Genomic DNA, 17,041 nt, shown 5'->3' with positions numbered 1-17,041 from the left:
GGCTACCGGGACACCGGGAACGCCACGTCGCAGACCTGGTCCTCCGGCCCCGTCGTCTCCCACTCCGCGAAGTAGACCTCGCGGCACGGCCCCGTGACCGTCAGGCCTTCGCGGGCCACCCACGCCTCCACCGCCTCGAACGCGGCGAGGATCTGCGGGAAGGACACCTGCGCCTTGGTGATGCGGGTGTAGGCGAGGCGGTGGGCGGGCTCCACCCGGTAGGTGGCAGCCCGCTGCCGCCCCGCGCTCTCGGCCCACGCACGCGCCGCCGCCGCGTCCCTGACCGGGACGCAGGCTTCGGCGGGGCCGTCGCTGTCCTGGCTGACGTCGGAGTGGTAGACGACGACCGGCGAGCCCGCCACGCCACCGCATTCGCGCTCGGCCGCCTCCTCCAGGCGACGCGTGGACGCGTCGATCCAGACCGGCAGCTCCTCGGCGAGCAGGTGCCTGCTCTCGCTGATGAAGTACTGCTCCGGCACGTCGACGGTCTTGACCTCGAACTCGTTCTCGTACATCTCGCAACCTCTTTTGGACAGTCGTCCACGGAGGTACCCCGCCAGCGTCCGCCGCTCCGCGTGCCGCGCCTCGACGCCCGCCCAGTACGCGGCGAGCGCCCCCGCCGCCTGCTCACCGTCGAGCCTGACCGTCGCGGCGATGTCCGCCAGCGGCATGCCGATGCGGCGCAGCATGCCGACCGTGCGGGCGTCCTCCACCTGGTCCGCGTGGTAGTGGCGGTAGCCGGTGGACGCGTCGACGTACGCCGGGGCCAGCAGCCCGAGGCGGTCGTACAGGCGCAGTGCCTTGGGCGAGAGCCGTGCGCGGGCGGCGAAGTCACCGATGGTGAGCAGCGGTTCGCCGCTTTCGGCGTCGTCCATGTCGGCCACGTCATCCATGGGGGCATCCTCCGTCACCGGGCCCGTTGGCCCGGCAGGCAGGACGATGGCCTCTGCCCTTGGGGCAAGGTCAAGGGGTGCTCGTGTTCGGGGGAGCGTTGCCGGGGCCGTAGTAGGCCTGTGCCTCCAGCCAGCGGCGGTGTCTGCCGCGGCGTACGCCGACGATGATCGCGACGCCTGCGGCCGTGAGGAGACCGGCGAGCGGCACGGCGACGGTCACGACGACACCGCCGACGAAGGAGGAGACATCGGCGTCGTCGCCGGGTGCGAACGTGAGGGTGCCGCGCGGGTCGTCGCACCGCACGCGGTAGTCCGCGTCCGTGTCCGCCTTGAGCACGAACGCCCGCTCCCACCGGTCGCCGCCCTTGGCCACGGTGAAGGTGCTGCCGGGAGTCGTCACGCGCGGCGTGGCCCCGGAGGGACCGGAGACGACCTCGCAGTGCGCGCGGGCGTCGAAGGGGCTGCGTACGTAGATGGCGGCGTCGTCATCGGGCCCGAACCGCAGCGTGACGGACCGCCCGCTCGCGAACGCCTCGCCGTCGTCGACCGAGTCCACCGCCGAGCGCAACGTCATCGCGAAGCTGGCGATGCCGACGCCCACGCAGATCCCCGCTATCACCCCGGCGACGGCGAACCACCGCCGCCGGGGCCGCAGTTGCCGCGTGTCGATGCGCGGCGGCGGCCCGGGTGGTGGCCCATAGGGATACATGTCGGAACGATGACAGGCGAGCGGCTGTTCGAGAAGGGCGCGCCGGGCGCGGCCCCGCCCACCATTGACTCCTGCCCGTCAACTCCTGCCCGTTAACTCCTGTCCGTCGCGAGGGAGTTCACGTAGTCGCCCCAGATCCTGACCGGAAACACATTGCCCCGTTGCGAACTCCGCCCGCCCACACCGGACATGGGCAGGAGCCGCGCCTTGCCCGGGCTTGTGCGGAACAGGGTCACGGCCGTCGACAGGTCCTCCGTGGCGCCGGTGAACCACGCCGAGCGGAGGCGGTCCTGGTCGCCGGTGCGGCCCGCGGCGACCGGGTGGCCCACGGACTTGCCGACGCCCCGCATCGCGTAGGCGACCTCCGCCGCCGTGTCCGGGTCCATCGCGCGCCTGGCCCGCGGCTTCGTGAGCCCGGCGATCGTCTCGTCGCCCTTGACGACCTTGGTCACCGAGTAGGGGTCGTGCTGGATACCGCGGTTGACGAAGGTGCCGTAGGCGGCGGCCATGCGGATCGCGCTCGGTGTCGACGTACCGATGGGGAAGGTCCGTTCCAGGCGGGCCATGCTGCTGTCGAGCAGCCCCGAGGCGACGGCGGTGCGCCGCACCCGGTCCCATCCGACGTCCTTGCCGAGGCGTACGTAGGTGGCGTTGCCGCCCTTCGCCAGGGCCTGGGCCAGGGTGGGGTGGGCGGAACCGCGCCCCTGGACGGCATCGGCGGCCGTGGGCGTGGTCCACAGGAGGCCGTTGTCGTCGTAGGAACTGGTGGCCGAGACAGGCTCGTACTCCCCGGTGCCGCGCGTCCTCGCCCCGTTCTCGAGGGCGGAGGCCAGGACGAAGGGCTTGAAGGCGGACCCGACGGGGACGCCGGAGGTGTCGGCGTTGTCGGTGAAGTGCCGGGTGGCGTCGACCCCGCCGTAGAGGGCGAGGACGGCACCGTCCGCCGGACGCACGGAAGCGGCGCCCACCTGCACGCCCTTGTCGGCGGCACGCTTCTTCGGATCGATGTCCCGGTCGAGCACGCGCCGGACCGCGCGTGTCAGCCGCCGCGTCCTGTCCTGGTCGAAGGTGGTGTGGATCTTGTAGCCGCCGCGGGCGAGATCCTTGTCGGTGAGGGAGGTGTGCTGCTTGATGTACTTGTTCGCGACATCGACGAGATACCCGGTCTGCCCGCTGAGGCTGGTGGCCCGGGACTGCTTGTGGGGCTCGGGATAGACCGTGTACTTCTCGCGCGTCTTGCGCTCCATGAGCCCGGCCTTGACCTGCCGGTCGAGAATCCACTTCCAACGGGCCACGGAGCGCCGGTGGTTGGCGCCGCTGACGGACGGATCGTACAGCTCGGCGCCCTTCAACAGGGCGGCGAGCGCGGCACCTTGGCCGGGGTTCAGCTTCTTGGCGGGGATGCCGTAGTAGGCGTGGGCGGCGGCTTCGACGCCGTAGGCGCCGCGCCCGAACCAGCTGGTGTTCAGATACCCCTGGAGGATGTCCCGCTTGCTCTTCTTCCGGTCCACCTTCAGCGCGATGACGAACTCCTTGACCTTCCGCGTCACCGTCTGGTCCTGGGAGAGGTAGGTGTTCTTCACGTACTGCTGGGTGATGGTGGACCCACCCTGCGTCTCCTGGCCGCGGACCATGTTGACGGCGGCGCGGGCGAGGCCCTTGGGCGAGACGCCGGAGTCGCTGTAGAAGGTGTCGTTCTCGGCGGCGATCACGGCGTTCTCGACGGCGTCGGGAATCTCCGAGAGCCGGACGTTCTGCCGGTTGACCTCGCCGGTGCTCACCATCTGGGTGCCGTCGGCCCAGTAGTAGACGTTGGCCTCGCGGCGGGCGGTCGCGTTCTCGTCGGGGATGTCGACGGAGGCGTACACGAGGGCGAAGAGGCAGCCGAGGGTGGCGAGGACGAGCGTGAGAGAGCCGGTCCACTGCCGCCAGGAGGGGATCCAGCGGCGGGGGCCCCGTCTGCCGGGGCGGGGATAGGCGATGCGGGGACAGGCGATGCGGGGGCGCCGCTTCCGGGCCCGGCGGCGGGGCTTCTCCTCCCGGCTGACCTTGCCCTGGAGGCTCTTCGGCTGCGCGTGTGTCCCCATGCCCGGGGAGAGGGCGGGGGCGCGGGCGGAGGTTGGGCCGGGGGGTATTAGCCCTTCGTAACAGTCGCCGGGGGGACGGGGGGCGAAGGCTGCTGGGGGGCGGGGGCGGGAGCGGGGGCGGGGGCTTCCGTGAGGCGGGCGGCGAGGGAGGCCGCGAACTCTTCGGCGCGCGCCAGTTGCGTACGCAGCTTCGCCACTTGCCCGGAGGCGGCGATCTCGAAGCGGCGTACGCACTCCAGGAGTTCGGCGTGCTCCTCGGCGGACAGTTCCTCGCCGGAGTCGAGCCGGTCGAGTCGGTCGAGTCGGTCGAGCTGGTCGAGCCGGTCGGTGGCGGACAGCAGCTCGCCCATCTCGTCCAGCGAGAACCCGAGGGGCTTCATGCGCCGGATCACCATCAGGCGGGCGACATCGGCCTCGGTGTACAGGCGAAAGCCCCCCTGTGAGCGGGCGGAGGGCACGACGAGGTCAGCGTCTTCGTAATGCCGGATGGTGCGCAGCGACAGGTCGGTGCGGGCGGCTACTTCGCCGATCTGCATGTGTGTCTGCGTCTCTGTCTCCTGGGTGATCACGGGCCAACTCTACCGTAACGTTAGGGTAGAGTTCGGGATTGCCGGGGCCGATGGCGCTCCCCGCTCCTGGTGAAGGCCGACGACGGCCTACCGCACCCACACCCCCGATGCCGCCCCCCCCGCATGCCCCCTCGTGACGCAGGGTGCGGCGTGCCCGAGCACGACAGGTTCCCCCACCCTTGCCCTCCTCCGCCCTGTCCCAGGCCACGCGGCTGCGCGGCCTGCGCCCCGACTGGCTGTCCGACCCGAAGGTCTGGCGTACCGAGATCCTCGGCGGTCTCGTGGTCGCGCTCGCGCTGATCCCCGAGGCGATCTCGTTCTCGATCATCGCCGGAGTGGACCCGGCGATCGGCCTGTTCGCGTCGTTCACCATGGCTGTGGTGATCTCCGTGGTGGGCGGACGCCCCGCGATGATCTCCGCCGCCACCGGCGCGGTCGCGCTGGTCATCGCCCCCCTCAACCGCGAGCACGGCCTGGGCTACCTGATCGCCGCGGTGATCCTCGCGGGCGTCTTCCAGATCGTTCTCGGCGCCCTCGGCGTGGCGAAGCTGATGCGGTTCGTGCCGCGCAGCGTGATGGTCGGCTTCGTGAACTCGCTCGCCATCCTGATCTTCATGGCGCAGGTGCCGGAGATGCACGACGTCCCGTGGCCGGTCTACCCGCTGCTCGCCGCCGGTCTTGCCCTCATGGTCTTCTTCCCGAGGATCACCAAGGCGATCCCGGCGCCGCTGGTCTCCATCGTGATCCTCACCGCCATCACGGTGGCGGCGGGCATCGGGGTCCCGACCGTGGGCGACAAGGGCGAGCTGCCCTCCTCGCTCCCGGTGCCGGGCCTGCCGGACGTGCCGTTCACCCTGGACACCCTCACCACCATCGCGCCCTACGCGCTCGCCATGGCGCTGGTCGGCCTGATGGAGTCGCTGATGACGGCGAAGCTCGTCGACGACATCACCGACACCCGCTCGTCCAAGACCCGCGAATCGATCGGCCAGGGCATCGCCAACATCGTCACCGGCTTCTTCGGCGGCATGGGCGGCTGCGCCATGATCGGCCAGACCATGATCAACGTAGGGGTGTCCGGGGCACGTACCCGCCTGTCGACGTTTCTCGCGGGTACGTTCCTGATGGTGCTGTGCATCGTCTTCGGCCCGGTGGTCTCCGACATCCCGATGGCGGCGCTGGTGGCCGTCATGGTGATGGTGTGCTTCGCGACCTTCGACTGGCACTCCATCGCGCCGAAGACGCTCAAGCGGATGCCGGCGGGGGAGATCGCCGTCATGGTCGTGACGGTGGTGTGCGTGGTCGCCACCCACAACCTGGCGATCGGGGTGGTGGCGGGCACGATCACCGCCATGGCCGTCTTCGCCGAGCGAGTCGCCCACGCGGCGGAGGTCACCGCGGTCAAGTCCCCCCAGGGAGACCAGGTGGTGTACGCCATCACCGGCGAGCTCTTCTTCGCCTCGGCCAACGACCTGGTGACCCGCTTCGACTACGCGACGGACCCCGACAGGGTGGTCATCGACCTGACGGCAGCGCACATCTGGGACGCGTCGTCGGTGGCGGCGCTCGACGCGGTGACGGCGAAGTACGCGCAGCGGGGAAAGCGCGTCGAACTGGTGGGCCTCAACCGCCCGAGCGCGAAGATCCACGGGACGCTGAGCGGGGAACTCACGGCGGGCGGCGGCTGATTCGCCGGGGGCCCACTCGTCGGCCGGCCGTCCTCCCGCGACCTGCACGACATGTTCACGCCCAGCCCTGAGACTCCTGATGCCTGCCGGGGCGCCGGGCCAGTAAACTGCGCGGCGCTCAGACGCGCGCGCAGCTGCGTCGCAGTAGGCCGAGGGGGAACGGTGGCACACGGGGGATACCAAGGCTGGGGTCCGGGCAACGGCCAGCCGCAGGGCGGCGGTCCGACCCCATATGGGCCGCCCCCAGCGGGGCCTTACCCGTCCCCACCGGCTCCTTACCCGCCCCCGCCCCCACACCCGTACCCGTATCCGAACCCGCCGCGTCCCCCCGCAAGGCGGAGCCGCTCGGGCTGCGGCTGGCTCTTCGTGTCGCCGCTGATCCCGGTGATTCGTTCCGCCCGCCGCCGCGCGGAGGCGATCTTCAACCAGCCGGGCGGCGGCCGTATCGAGGACCGGCTGGTGTCGCGGGTGCAGCTGTGGCGCGCGGTCATCGGAGCGGCCGCGACTCTCCTCCTCATCTACACCTACGGCGCGGACGACGGCTGGAGCGGAGTAGCCAACGACGGCGTGGTGAAGCTGATCCTCGCCCCGCTGCTGCTCATCCTCACCGGCCCCTTGGTCATCCTCGGTTTCATCCGCTACGCCCCCGCCGCCCAACGGCGGTTGCTCCGCTCCCGCCTGCGCGCGCCGCTCAAGGCGGTGGGCTGGTACGTCGGCATCCTGGTGGGCGTCGGGCTGGTCCTGGCAGGCAGCGCCGTCCTGCTCAAACAGAACTACGGCACGCTGGTGAACGGCCTGGTGGCGCTCGGGCTGCTCCTCGGCCTCACCTGGCTCCTGCCGTTCCTCCTCTTCGCCTCCGCCTACGCCGCCCGCTATGCCTTCAACACAGCCAACGTCCACGCGGTTCTCCCGGCGGCGCTGACCGTCGTACTCGTGTGGGAGCTGATGCTGTTCAGCGTCGCCCTGGAGGGCGGAATGCCCCACGGGCCGCCGGCCGCGCAGTGGTGCGCGGTACTCGGCGGCCCGGTCTCCGTGACGGCGGTGGCGCTGTGGGAACTCCACCGGATGCGGACTCGGTACGGGGTGCGGGTTCGCGTTTGAGGCCGAGCCGGGGTTGAGCTGAGGTCAAGCGTCGGCCGGGCTGCGCGCGCCACCCGCACTGCTCAACTCCCGCCCCGCACCACGCAGTCCTCCGCCTGCTCCCTCCCCAGCGGCCACGCAAGGCCGACGAACCCCAGGCGGCTCGAGCCCGCCTTCTCGCTCGGCTGCAGCTTCACCACCGCCAAGGGCTTGTTGTACGGGTTGCCCGCCGGGGTGAGGCAGATGCGGCCGCTGGTGCCGTCGACGCGGTTCTTGGCCTGCATGGTGGCCCAGCGGTTGCCCACCTGCTCGGGGGTCGGAGCCGCCTCGCCCGGGAGCTTGGCGCCGCGGATGGCCTCGATCGCGGTGCGTACGCCGTCGTGGACCATCATGGTGCGGGAGTCGGCCATGTCCAAGGGACCGATGTCGCCCGCCCTCCGGGCGCTCTCGTGCAGCCTGTCCAGCTCCTTCAGCGGGTCGCGAAGGGACCCCGGGGCCTTCGCGGCGTCCGGTCGGTGCCCGGTCCGCTTCTCCTCCCTGCCCTGCCACTTGCGGACCTCGGCGCGCCAGGCATCGGGGTGGGCCGGTGCCGCGTACTGCACGGTCATCTTCGGTTCTCCGGAGTCGTCCATGAGCTGCGACCAGTCGTCGTCGGACATCTTGTTCTTCAGCGACGCGGCGTCCGATCCGGAGACCACCGTGAACTTCGTGTCCTCGCACCTGTCCTGGGCCAGGCGTTTGACGAACAGCCGCAGATGGGTGGACCGCCCCGCGAAGTAGACTGTGTCCGCGCCGGAGCTGCAGATGGTGTCGACGGCTGGGCGGAACTGGTTGTCCACGTCGCCCTCTTCGGCGATGCCGTCCGATGTGAAGGTCATGGTGTCGGGGCCGTCCGGCCCCGTCTCGTCCTTCTCCAGTTCCTGGAAGGCCTTGGCGAGGGAACGGACGTACGGGTCGCGCCTGGTGTCCCGTACGACCACCGTCCGCTCGTTCCTGCGGCTGCCGTTGAAGTCCGCGAGCGCGTGGGCCTGGTCCTCATTGGTGGGCAGGATGCGGGCAAGCCCGGGGAACTCGTGTTCGCCGTCGCCCTCCTTGTTGGCGAGCGAACTCGCCGATGCCCGCGCCACCAGGACCGGCACATCCTGCTCGGTGAGGCTGCGTATCGCCGCCTTTGTCGTGTCCAGGGACAGGTTGAAGCCGGTCACCGCGCGCAGCCTGTCCTTCGTGGAGTGCGACATCTGTACGAGGTCGGGGACCACCTCGTCCTGCTTCTCGTAGTCCTTGCCCGGGTTGGCGAGCACAAGCCGCACCTTCGGCGCGCCCTCCTCGCGGTTGGCCCGGTACTGCGCGATGTAGGCGCCCTGCAGCTCGCTGCGCAGCTGCTGCTTCTCGGCCTTCGACTCAGGCTGCATGGGAAGCATCATCGCCACGGTGACGTACGTCTTGCCGAGCTTGCCGAGCCTGGAGTTCTCCGCCTCGATCCGGTCGACGACCGGGCCGATCTCCTTGACGCCCCAGTCGTAGCCGGAGCCGTTGACGCCGACGCACTCGCCGCCGGATTCGGTCACGCCGCCGGCGCAGGACCTCGCCTCGTCGACGATCTTCTGCCCGCCGATGTACCCGCCGACGAGGACGATGATCACCACCGCGCAGGTGATGATCCGCTTCAGCAGCGTCTCCCACGTCTTCTCGTACAGCCAATTACCGAAGGTCCGGGACATCTGCTCAGCTCCCCTGACTGAAGTGGGACGTGCAGGCACAGGGCTGCAGCGGGCGCTTGCCACCGGCGCGTTTGCCCCACTCCCCGGCCCGGCGGGCGAGCACGGGCGCGGCAGCGGGGTACGCGAGCGCCAGATCGCCGAGCAGATCCTCCATCTTGTCGGCAGCCGCCGCGTCCGCGGGGCGCGTGCGCTCCTCGCACAGCCACACGGCGTGCAGCAGCTGGTCCAACTGGCGCTCCAGCGTGGTGCCCACGATCTCCGCGACGTTCATCCGGGCATGTCGTACGTCGGGTCCGCTGAGCAGGGGCGCCTGGGCGATGGCGAGCAGCTGCTCGCACCACTCCTCGGCCCTCGTGCCGCTCGCCGGGAACTCCGCGGCGAGGTGCCGTATGGCGCGCTCGGGGCCGCCGCCTGCGACGAGGTCGTGGTTGAGGCCGTGCGCCGCGGTGGTGCCGAAGGCGAGGTCCGGGGCTTCGGGCAGGGAGCGGTAGGAGGCGTGCAGGAGGCTGTGGTTGCGGCGCCAGGCGGTGCTGGTAGCGCTACTGGTGTCGGTGGGGCCGTACAAGCGACTCATCAGCAGCTGCCGTAGGCCGAAGTCGCCGATGAAGTGCCGCTCGCAGGCCGGCCAGCCGCTCTCAAGCAGATACTGCTGCACCTGGTCCGCGGTGAGCCCGCCGGCCAGCTGCTCCAGGTGGCTGCTGCGGAGCAGTGTGCGGGCGCAGTCTCCGCTGTGGGCGACCGACAGGTGGGTGAGCAGGTCGAGCCAGCGGTCGGTGTGGCCGACGGGCAGCCGCTCCGGGAGCTGCCGCAGCACCAGCTCCTCCAGGAGTACGTCTCGTACCGCCGTGGGAGAACCGTCGAGGATGGCCCGGTGGTCGAGCAGGTCCCGGTCGTTGTCCAGCGGCGGCAGCTGCGCCGCCGCCTCGGCCAGCCGCTGCACCATGCGGGGACGGAGTCCGGAGAGCCGCCGCACCGCGCCCTGGGCCCGGAGCAGCAGGCCCGCGTTGTCCACCGCGCCCGCCTGGTCGAGCACCTGCTGCTTGACCTGTACGGAGGTGAGCGGCGGCATGCGCAGCAGCAGCACGGCCTGCCCGAGGTGCCCGCGCGCGGGCACCCGCTCCCATGTCTTGGGCGCCGCCTGCTCGTCCGGCCGGTAGACCGCGAGGTCTTCGGTGCGCCGTTCCCCGGCCAGGAAGAGCGGCTCCGCCATCCGCTCGCTCGCCACGAGCAGCACCGCGCGGCCTCGATGGCCCTCGGCCCAGTCGTCGAGGGCTGCTGCCAGCAGTTTGCGCCCGACCGGCCAGTTGGAGTGCTGCAGCAGGATGGCGGGGCGGCCGACGCGCTTGAGTCTGGCGCCGGCGCCGGAGTAGGCGGCGTCCACGTCCTCGCGCAGGGCGCGGAACAGGAAGCCCTCGGCGAACCGGCGCGCTTCCTCGTCCCTGCGGAAGCTCCTGCCGAGCAGCCGCAGCCCGGTGGCGGCGCTTCCTGCGGCCCCCGGGTAGTTCCTGTACGTGCCCTGCACCGGCTCGTCGCCTCGCGCCGCCAGCGTCTCCAGGAACTCGGACAGGGCGGTACCCACCAGCGGCATCGCGGCTGCCGGGGCGACGACCGCCGCCAGTGCGACCAGATAACCGTGCGCCATGTTCTTGAAGATCCGGGTGACGCGGGTCTGCGGGGCGTGCAGCAGCGGGCGGTACCGGGTGAGCTCCTCGTCCAGCTCCTGTGGCCGCAGCCCCGTGGCCACCGCCGCCACCGCGGCCATCCCGGCGAAGAACCGGGGGGTGGGCACCGCGCCGCCCGGCCCATGCCACTCCGCCATCCGCTGCGCGATGTCGTACAGCGTCTCCGTCGCGGCGGACCGACAGGAGGGGCGCTCGCCGGCTTCCCGCTCGTACTGCGGATCGGCGCAGTCCACCAACGCCACCGGCGCCTTACCGCCGAACCGGTCGCGCAGCTCCTCCAGCAACTGCTGCTTGCCCATGCCGGGGCCGCCGGTGAGCAGCACGACGGGGAGGTCGGGGCCGTAGGGCGGCGCGCTCATATGGCCGTGGACATTGCGATCAAGCAACCGCGGAAAGAACCGCTCATCCCCGAGCAGCTCCTCAAACCCAAGCCTGGCCGCCATCCGGCCCACACCCCCCGTGCCGTGCCTCGTCCGGTGCCTCGTCCCGTGCCCTGTCCGGTGCTTCGTCCCGTGCCTCGTGTCGCGGATGCTGTGTGCGGCAAGTGGTCAACGTCGCGCAGAGTGTAATGGAGCGGCCGATGAAATCCAGGTCAACTGGTGGAACTGGGCGGGTAGTTGTGAGGTCATTCCACCTCCTCTTCCGCAGGAGCGTTGCCGAGGTGGTGGACGCAGAAGGGCCAGCCCCGGGAAACATCCCTGAGCTGGCCCTTCTCACTGTGCCCCCGGCAGGATTCGAACCTGCGACACCCGCTTTAGGAGAGCGGTGCTCTATCCCCTGAGCTACGAAGGCGTACCGGAACCGTCACGGATGACGGTTTCAGACAGGGTAGCGGATGTGGGACGTCGCGCGGCGGGGGGATCCGGCGGGGTGCGGTGGGGGCGGGGCCGGGGAGGTGGCTAGAGGCCGTTAGCCGGTGGGGGCCGCGGGGGCCGGTTCCCCGTGGTCCTGGCGGCCCGCGTTGATCGCCGGTGCCGTGGCCGTCAAGTCGTCGGCTTCCAGTTTCCCAGCCAGTCCCCGATCTCCTGGTCCGCCGCCTGCGCGTCCGTCAATTGCGGGCGGTCTCCGCTCGCCGCGCCCGACCCCGCGCCCGTGTTCTTGTACTCCGCGAAACGGTCGTCCTTCCAGGGGAAGCCGCCCATGTCCATCCACGGCGTCGTCCTGATCGCGCCGCTGAGCGTGGAGTCTCGGACCGTCGTCTGGGGGTCCAGGCTCGCGTCGCCGCCCGCGTGCCAGTTGCGGCCCAGGTAGAAGCTGCGGGCGGATACGTCGCCGTTCACCGTTGTGCCGGTGATCAGGAAGCCCTTGCGGTCGGCCGCGGTGCTCGGCGCGGTGATGTAGCCCTGCGAGGTGCCGTCCCAGCGCTTCTTGAGGGTGATCACCGAGTGGTCCACCACGGCTGTCGCCCGGCCGAAGATGAAGTCGGTGTTGCCCACGATGTAGGAGTTCTTGATGTAGGCCCGGCCCAGCTTCTCCTTGGCGGCGGTGTCCAGGAGCAGGGTGTCCTGGTCGCCCGTGACGATCACGCTGTCCAGGAACGCCTTGTCGGCCGCTGTGCGCAGGGCCACCGCCTGGTGGCCGCTCAGGTTCTGGTTGGCCTTCTCGTCGAAGTCGTTGGAGAAGGTGAGGTTGCGGGCCTGGAAGTCGTCGGCCTCGACGGCGACGGTGGCGCTGCCCGATGTGCCGTAGTTTCCGGAGCCGTCCGGCTTGGGCGTGCCCGCGGCGTTGTTGTAGACGATCACCGTGTCCTTGCGGCTGCCGCCGGTGCCCTGAAGGGTGATGTGCGGCTTCGACGACGGGATCTTGACCGTCTCGCGGTACGTTCCCGGCGCGATGGAGATGGTGACGCGGGCCGGGTTGTTCGCCGGTACGGCGTTCACCGCGGCCTGCACCGTCCTGTACTGGCCGCTGCCGTCCTTCGCCACCGTCAGGGTGGTCCCCGCGGCGGTCCCAGCGGCGGTCCCAGCAGCGGCTGTCGTCCCGGCGCCGACCGTGGCGCGTGGACCCACCCCCGCCTTCACCTTCGCCGGGACGTCCGCCGCCTTGTCGAGCGTGTAGCTGTAGTAGGCCTTGGGGTCGAACGCCGTGCCGCCGCTCTCGTTGCGCCCGCTGGTGCCGGTGAAGATGTTGCCGCGTTGCACGACGGTGGCCGAACTGTCCTTCGTCACCGGGTTGTTGATGCCCTCGAAGTAGCTGTTCTCCAGGACCATTCTCGTATTGCCGCGCGAGTAGTTCCCGTAGGAGGACGTGATGCCGGTGCCGGGGACGTCCTGGAGGTAGTTGTTGTAGAGGTGCGCGTGCGCCACGTTGTCCGTGGACGGGTTGCGCTGCTCGGTCTCACGGAACCAGTTGTGGTGGATCGTGATGTCGGCGGTCGTGTTCTCGGTCCAGCCGATGCCGAACGTCTTGTTGTTGTCGCTCAGCTTGTTCCAGGACACCGTCAGATACGTGGTGTCCTTGCGGCTGTCGATCAGCCCGTCGGCCATGTGCCGCAGGTCGTTGTGGTCGATCCAGACATGGTGCGCGCCGTCCATCTGTACGGCGTCGAAGTCGTGCTCCTTGTCGTTCCACGTGCCGGCGTACGAGTCCCGGATCGTGAGGTTCCGGATGATGACGTTGTGGACGCCCTGGCCCAGGAAGAAGCCGCCTCCGACGATGTGGCCCGACGTTCTGGAGCCCACGATCGTCTTGTCCGACGCGACCTTGATCTCCTTGCCCTTGGGGTCCATCGTGATCGTCGCGGCGACGACGATGACGTACGGATCCGGGGACGTCGCGTACTTCTCCAGGTCCGCGAGTGTCTTTACGGTGACCGTCTTTCCGTCTCGGCCGCCGTAAGTGCCGTCCTGGCCGAGCGCGTTGACCGACGCGAATCCGTCGGCGACCGCAGCCGTGGCCGCGGCGGCGGAAGTCGTCGCCGCCGACGCCCTGGACTGCGCGTCCCCGCCGAAGATCCCGAAGACCGTGCCTCCGCCGTACGTCAGTCCCGCCGCGGCCACCGCGGCCACCGGGATACCTGCCCTCAGGCCCAGTCGGCGCCTGCGGTGCCGCGCCTCGTCCTTGATCGCTCTCATTGCCTCATCCGCCCTGGCGATAGTGGGTGTGCGTGGTGCAGGAGAGTCGCCACTGCCGGGGGAATGGTTGCCGTACCGCGTCTACGACGATCCGCTCGCCCGCGTGTACGCGTGCAGGCGCAGCGCCAGCTGCAGCTCCAGGGCGCGTTCGGGGGACTGCCAGTCGGCGCCGAGCAAGTGGCCTACGCGGTCCAGGCGTTGGACCACCGTGTTCACGTGGACGTGGAGGGAGTCCTTCGCCTTGGACTGGCTCATCCCGCAGGCGAAGTAGGCGCGCAGGGTGTGGACGAGTTCGGTGCCGCGTCTGGCGTCGTAGTCGATGACGGGGCCAAGGGTGCGTCGTACGTAGGAGTCGAGGTTCGTGTCGTCGCCGAGCAGTACGCCGAGGAAACCGAGGTCGGGCAGGTCCGCGCCCTGGCCGGTGTGGCCGAGGGCGCGCAGGGCGGACAGACAGCGCAGCGCCTCCGCGTGGGCCCGGGAGAGGGCCGCGGGGCCGGTGGCGGGGCCCGCCGCGCCCACCGTCACCGGGGCTCCGGCGGCCTGGGTGAGCTCGGCGGCGAGCGCGCGGGCGAGGGAGCCGGTGTCGTCGGCCGGGAGTACGAGGACCACGTGGTCGTGGTGCAGGCCGGACAGGCCGCGGCGGGTGCGGGCCGCGCGGGCGGCGGAGGAGAGCAGCAGCCGGCGCCGGGCCGTGTCGCTGTGGGTGGCGAACACCGAGTGGGGGAGGGCCAGATCGACGTCCAGGCGGCGGGCGCGGGCGGTGAGGCGGGCGGGGGTGCCGGAGAGGGAGAGCAGGTCACCGAGGAGTTCGCCGCGTACGCGGTCCTCGGCCTCGGCGGCCGAGCGGCGAAGGAGCAGGAGCAGCGCGGTGACGACTCCGGCGCGTTCGAAGAGGCGGCGGTCGGCCTCGCCCAGGTCGGCACGGCCGGTGAGGGCGATGCTGCCGAGAAGCTCGGAGCCCGCGAGGACCGCGCACACCCAGGTCCCGTCGAAGGGCACGGCCCGCCCACTGGCCCGCGAGGCGGCGATGGCCTCACCCGAGGGCGTCCGGGGGTCCGCGTCGACCCGGGCGAGTTCCATCCCGTCCGCGTCATGGATGAGCGTGCCCCCGTGCAGGAGGGCGCCGATGGCTGTGGCGACCTCGGTGAAGTCTCCGCCTCGCAGTACGAGATCGGTCAGGCGGTCGTGTGCGTCCTCGGCTCTGCGCAGGGCCTCGCTGTGGGCCCGGATGGTCTGTGACGCCGCGTTCAGGTCGACGAGCGCGGCCCGCGTCTCCTCCATGCGGCGCGCGCTGTCGATGGCGATCGCCGCGTGGTCGGCGAGCGAGGAGAGCAGCGCGCCCTCGTCCGGCGTGAAGGCGCGGGCGGTGCGGTCGGCGGCGTAGAGCACCCCGATGACGTCGGTGCCCTGCCGCAGCGGCACACCCAGGATGGCGTGCAGACCCTCCTCCAGTACGGCGCTGTCGATCGGCACGGTGTGCTGGAAACGGGGGTCGACCTCGTAGTCCCCGGTGGCGTACGGCCTGGCGGTCTGGGCGACGAGGCCGCCGAGCCCCTCGCCCATGCCCAGGCGCAGATTCTGGAACGCGGCGGAGACCGAGCCGTCCGTCACGCGCATGTAGGTGTCGCCCGCCGCCGGGTCGTTGAGGGAGAGGTACGCGACGTCCGTGCGGAGCAGCAGCTTCGCGCGGTGCACGATGGCGCGCAGCACCGCGTCGAGGTCGCGCAGCGCCGCGAGGTCACCCGCCGTGTCGAACAGCGCGGTGAGCTCCGCCTCCCTGCGCTGGTGCTGGTTCAGGGTGCGGCGGACGCGCAGCGCGGTCTGCGTGGCCTCGTCGATCTCCGTGAGCTCGGCGGCGCTCGCCCCGGCCGCGCGGGCCGCCGCCGCGGGCCCGGCGAACCGCTCGGCCGGAGCGTCCTGGGCAAGCAGGCCGAGCAGCTCGCGCAGGGCGGCGGCAGCGGCCTGCTCCCGGTCGGCGGCGTCGGGGGAGCGGGAGCGGGACATGCGACGGGTCGCCTCCGGGAGCGGGGTGCTGCGGGCCGGTCAGGTCGGTCAGGTCGAGATTGTCGCCGACGGGGAGGCGGCGGAGGAATCCCCGGGAGCGCCAAGAGCCCCGCTCGGCTGGGCCAGCGAGCGGCCCCGCGTCTCCTTCGCCACGAGGACGGTCAGCGTCGTGATCACCACCGTCACGCACACATAGAGGGCCACCGGCGTCGCGGAGCCGTAGTCCTTGAGCAGCTCGACCGCGATGATCGGCGCGAGCGCCCCGCCGATGATGGACGCGAGCTGCGAGCCCATCGACGCCCCGGAGTAGCGGACCCTCGTATCGAACATCTCGGAGATGAAGGCGGCCTGCGGCCCGTACATCGCACCGTGGAAGAGCAGCCCGACCGTGACCGCGAGCGTGATCACGGCGAAGGACTCGCTGTCGACGAGCGCGAAGAACGCGAACGCCCACCCCGCCATGCCGACGGAGCCGATCAGGGTGACGGGCCTGCGGCCGATGCGGTCCGAGAGGGCGCCCCACAGCGGGATCGTCACGAAGTGCACGGCGGAGCCGATGAGTACGGCGTTCAGGGCGGTGCTCTTGGGCAGTTCCAGGTGCACGGTGACGTAGACGAGGACGAAGGCCGTGAGGATGTAGTACGAGACGTTCTCGCCGAGCCGGGTGCCGATCGCGGTGAGGACGCCGCGCCAGTTGTGCCGGAAGACCTCGACGACCGGGGCGTCTTCCTGCTTGACGGCTTCCCCCGAGGCCTCGGCGGCTTCCGCCCGCGCCTGCGCCTCCAGGAAGAGCGGGGACTCCGAGACGGAGACCCGTATCCACAGGCCGATGATCACGAGCACCCCGGAGAGCAGGAACGGGATGCGCCAGCCCCAGGCGAGGAAGGCCTCGTCGGACTGGACGGCGGCGAGGAGCGCGAGGACGCCGGTGGCGAGGAGGTTGCCGCCGGGGGCGCCGGCCTGCGGCCAGGAGGCCCAGAAGCCGCGGTTCTTGTCGTCGCCGTGCTCCGAGACGATGAGGACGGCGCCGCCCCACTCGCCGCCGAGCGCGAAGCCCTGGATGAGGCGCAACACCGTGAGCAGGATGGGGGCGCCGATGCCGAGGGTGGCGTGGGTGGGCAGCAGGCCCATCGCGAAGGTGGCGCCGCCCATCATCATCAGGCTGAGCACAAGCAGCTTCTTGCGGCCGATCTTGTCGCCGAAGTGGCCGAAGACGACACCGCCGAGTGGCCTCGCGGCGAAGCCGACGGCGTACGTGAGGAAGGAGAGGAGGGTGCCGACCAGGGGGTCGCTGTCGGGGAAGAAGAGGGTGTTGAAGACGAGGGCGGCCGCGGAGCCGTAGAGGAAGAAGTCGTACCACTCGATGGTGGTCCCGATGAGGCTGGCGCTGATGATGCGGGCGATGCCGGGCGTCGTGCCGCGGGCTTCGCCCTGGGCACGCGGGGTTTCGGCTGCCATGGCTTGATCCGTTTCTCGTCGGGGACGGGGAGGTGCGGGGCGTGGGGGTGCGGGAGCGGGGGATGAAGCTCGGGGT

At 70.9% G+C, this 17,041-nt stretch carries 11 protein-coding genes and 1 tRNA gene; 2 read left to right on the top strand and 10 right to left on the bottom strand.

The window, feature by feature from the left end; all coding sequences use genetic code 11:
* Nucleotides 1–2 precede the first annotated feature (2 nt).
* The 4 genes from ACGFX9_RS25260 to ACGFX9_RS25245 all read right to left on the bottom strand — a co-directional run bounded on the left by ACGFX9_RS25260 (nucleotide 3) and on the right by ACGFX9_RS25245 (nucleotide 4,225).
* Nucleotides 3–893 carry a MerR family transcriptional regulator gene (locus tag ACGFX9_RS25260; RefSeq protein WP_393476159.1) on the bottom strand — a complete coding sequence of 297 codons (891 nt, stop codon included), beginning with the start codon at nucleotides 891–893 and terminating at the stop codon, nucleotides 3–5.
* Between the two features lie 70 nt (nucleotides 894–963).
* Nucleotides 964–1,602 carry a hypothetical protein gene (locus ACGFX9_RS25255; RefSeq protein WP_393476156.1) on the bottom strand — a complete coding sequence of 213 codons (639 nt, stop codon included), beginning with the start codon at nucleotides 1,600–1,602 and terminating at the stop codon, nucleotides 964–966.
* A 92-nt stretch (nucleotides 1,603–1,694) separates the two neighbouring features.
* Nucleotides 1,695–3,689: a transglycosylase domain-containing protein gene (locus ACGFX9_RS25250; protein WP_393476153.1), complete on the bottom strand. Its 1,995-nt coding sequence runs from the start codon at nucleotides 3,687–3,689 to the stop codon at nucleotides 1,695–1,697.
* Nucleotides 3,690–3,736: 47 nt separating this feature from the next.
* A complete protein-coding gene (locus tag ACGFX9_RS25245) occupies nucleotides 3,737–4,225 on the bottom strand; it encodes a MerR family transcriptional regulator (RefSeq protein WP_393476598.1) in 489 nt (162 codons plus the stop codon).
* Nucleotides 4,226–4,437: 212 nt separating this feature from the next.
* Here ACGFX9_RS25245 and ACGFX9_RS25240 point away from each other — a divergent pair, with 212 nt between their 5' ends.
* Both ACGFX9_RS25240 and ACGFX9_RS25235 read left to right on the top strand, forming a co-directional pair.
* Entirely contained in the window at nucleotides 4,438–5,946 is a 1,509-nt protein-coding gene (locus tag ACGFX9_RS25240; RefSeq protein ID WP_393476150.1) for a SulP family inorganic anion transporter, read from the top strand.
* 384 nt (nucleotides 5,947–6,330) lie between these two features.
* Nucleotides 6,331–7,047, top strand: a complete 717-nt coding sequence (locus ACGFX9_RS25235; protein WP_393476147.1) for a hypothetical protein — start codon at nucleotides 6,331–6,333, stop codon at nucleotides 7,045–7,047.
* Nucleotides 7,048–7,109: 62 nt separating this feature from the next.
* Here ACGFX9_RS25235 and ACGFX9_RS25230 read toward each other — a convergent pair whose 3' ends face one another.
* From ACGFX9_RS25230 to ACGFX9_RS25205, 6 genes are all read right to left on the bottom strand, one after another.
* Nucleotides 7,110–8,747 (bottom strand): amino acid ABC transporter substrate-binding protein, encoded by a 1,638-nt coding sequence (locus ACGFX9_RS25230; protein ID WP_393476145.1) that lies wholly within the window; start codon nucleotides 8,745–8,747, stop codon nucleotides 7,110–7,112.
* Nucleotides 8,748–8,751: 4 nt separating this feature from the next.
* Complete coding sequence (locus ACGFX9_RS25225) at nucleotides 8,752–10,788, bottom strand: hypothetical protein (RefSeq protein WP_393476143.1); 2,037 nt, start codon at nucleotides 10,786–10,788, stop codon at nucleotides 8,752–8,754.
* 360 nt (nucleotides 10,789–11,148) lie between these two features.
* Nucleotides 11,149–11,221 (bottom strand) — tRNA-Arg (locus tag ACGFX9_RS25220).
* A 191-nt stretch (nucleotides 11,222–11,412) separates the two neighbouring features.
* The gene (locus ACGFX9_RS25215; RefSeq protein ID WP_393476140.1) at nucleotides 11,413–13,503 is read right to left on the bottom strand and encodes a pectinesterase family protein; all 2,091 of its coding nucleotides are present in this window, start codon (nucleotides 13,501–13,503) and stop codon (nucleotides 11,413–11,415) included.
* An 81-nt stretch (nucleotides 13,504–13,584) separates the two neighbouring features.
* Entirely contained in the window at nucleotides 13,585–15,507 is a 1,923-nt protein-coding gene (locus ACGFX9_RS25210) for a helix-turn-helix domain-containing protein (protein WP_393476137.1), read from the bottom strand.
* Between the two features lie 48 nt (nucleotides 15,508–15,555).
* The gene (locus tag ACGFX9_RS25205; protein WP_393476134.1) at nucleotides 15,556–16,965 is read right to left on the bottom strand and encodes an MFS transporter; all 1,410 of its coding nucleotides are present in this window, start codon (nucleotides 16,963–16,965) and stop codon (nucleotides 15,556–15,558) included.
* Between the last annotated feature and the right edge of the window lie 76 nt (nucleotides 16,966–17,041).

Source organism: Streptomyces sp. NPDC048436 (assembly GCF_043200355.1).
In the GTDB taxonomy this organism is placed as follows: Bacteria; Actinomycetota; Actinomycetes; order Streptomycetales; family Streptomycetaceae; genus Streptomyces.
This window is presented reverse-complemented; position numbering and strand designations above follow the sequence as displayed.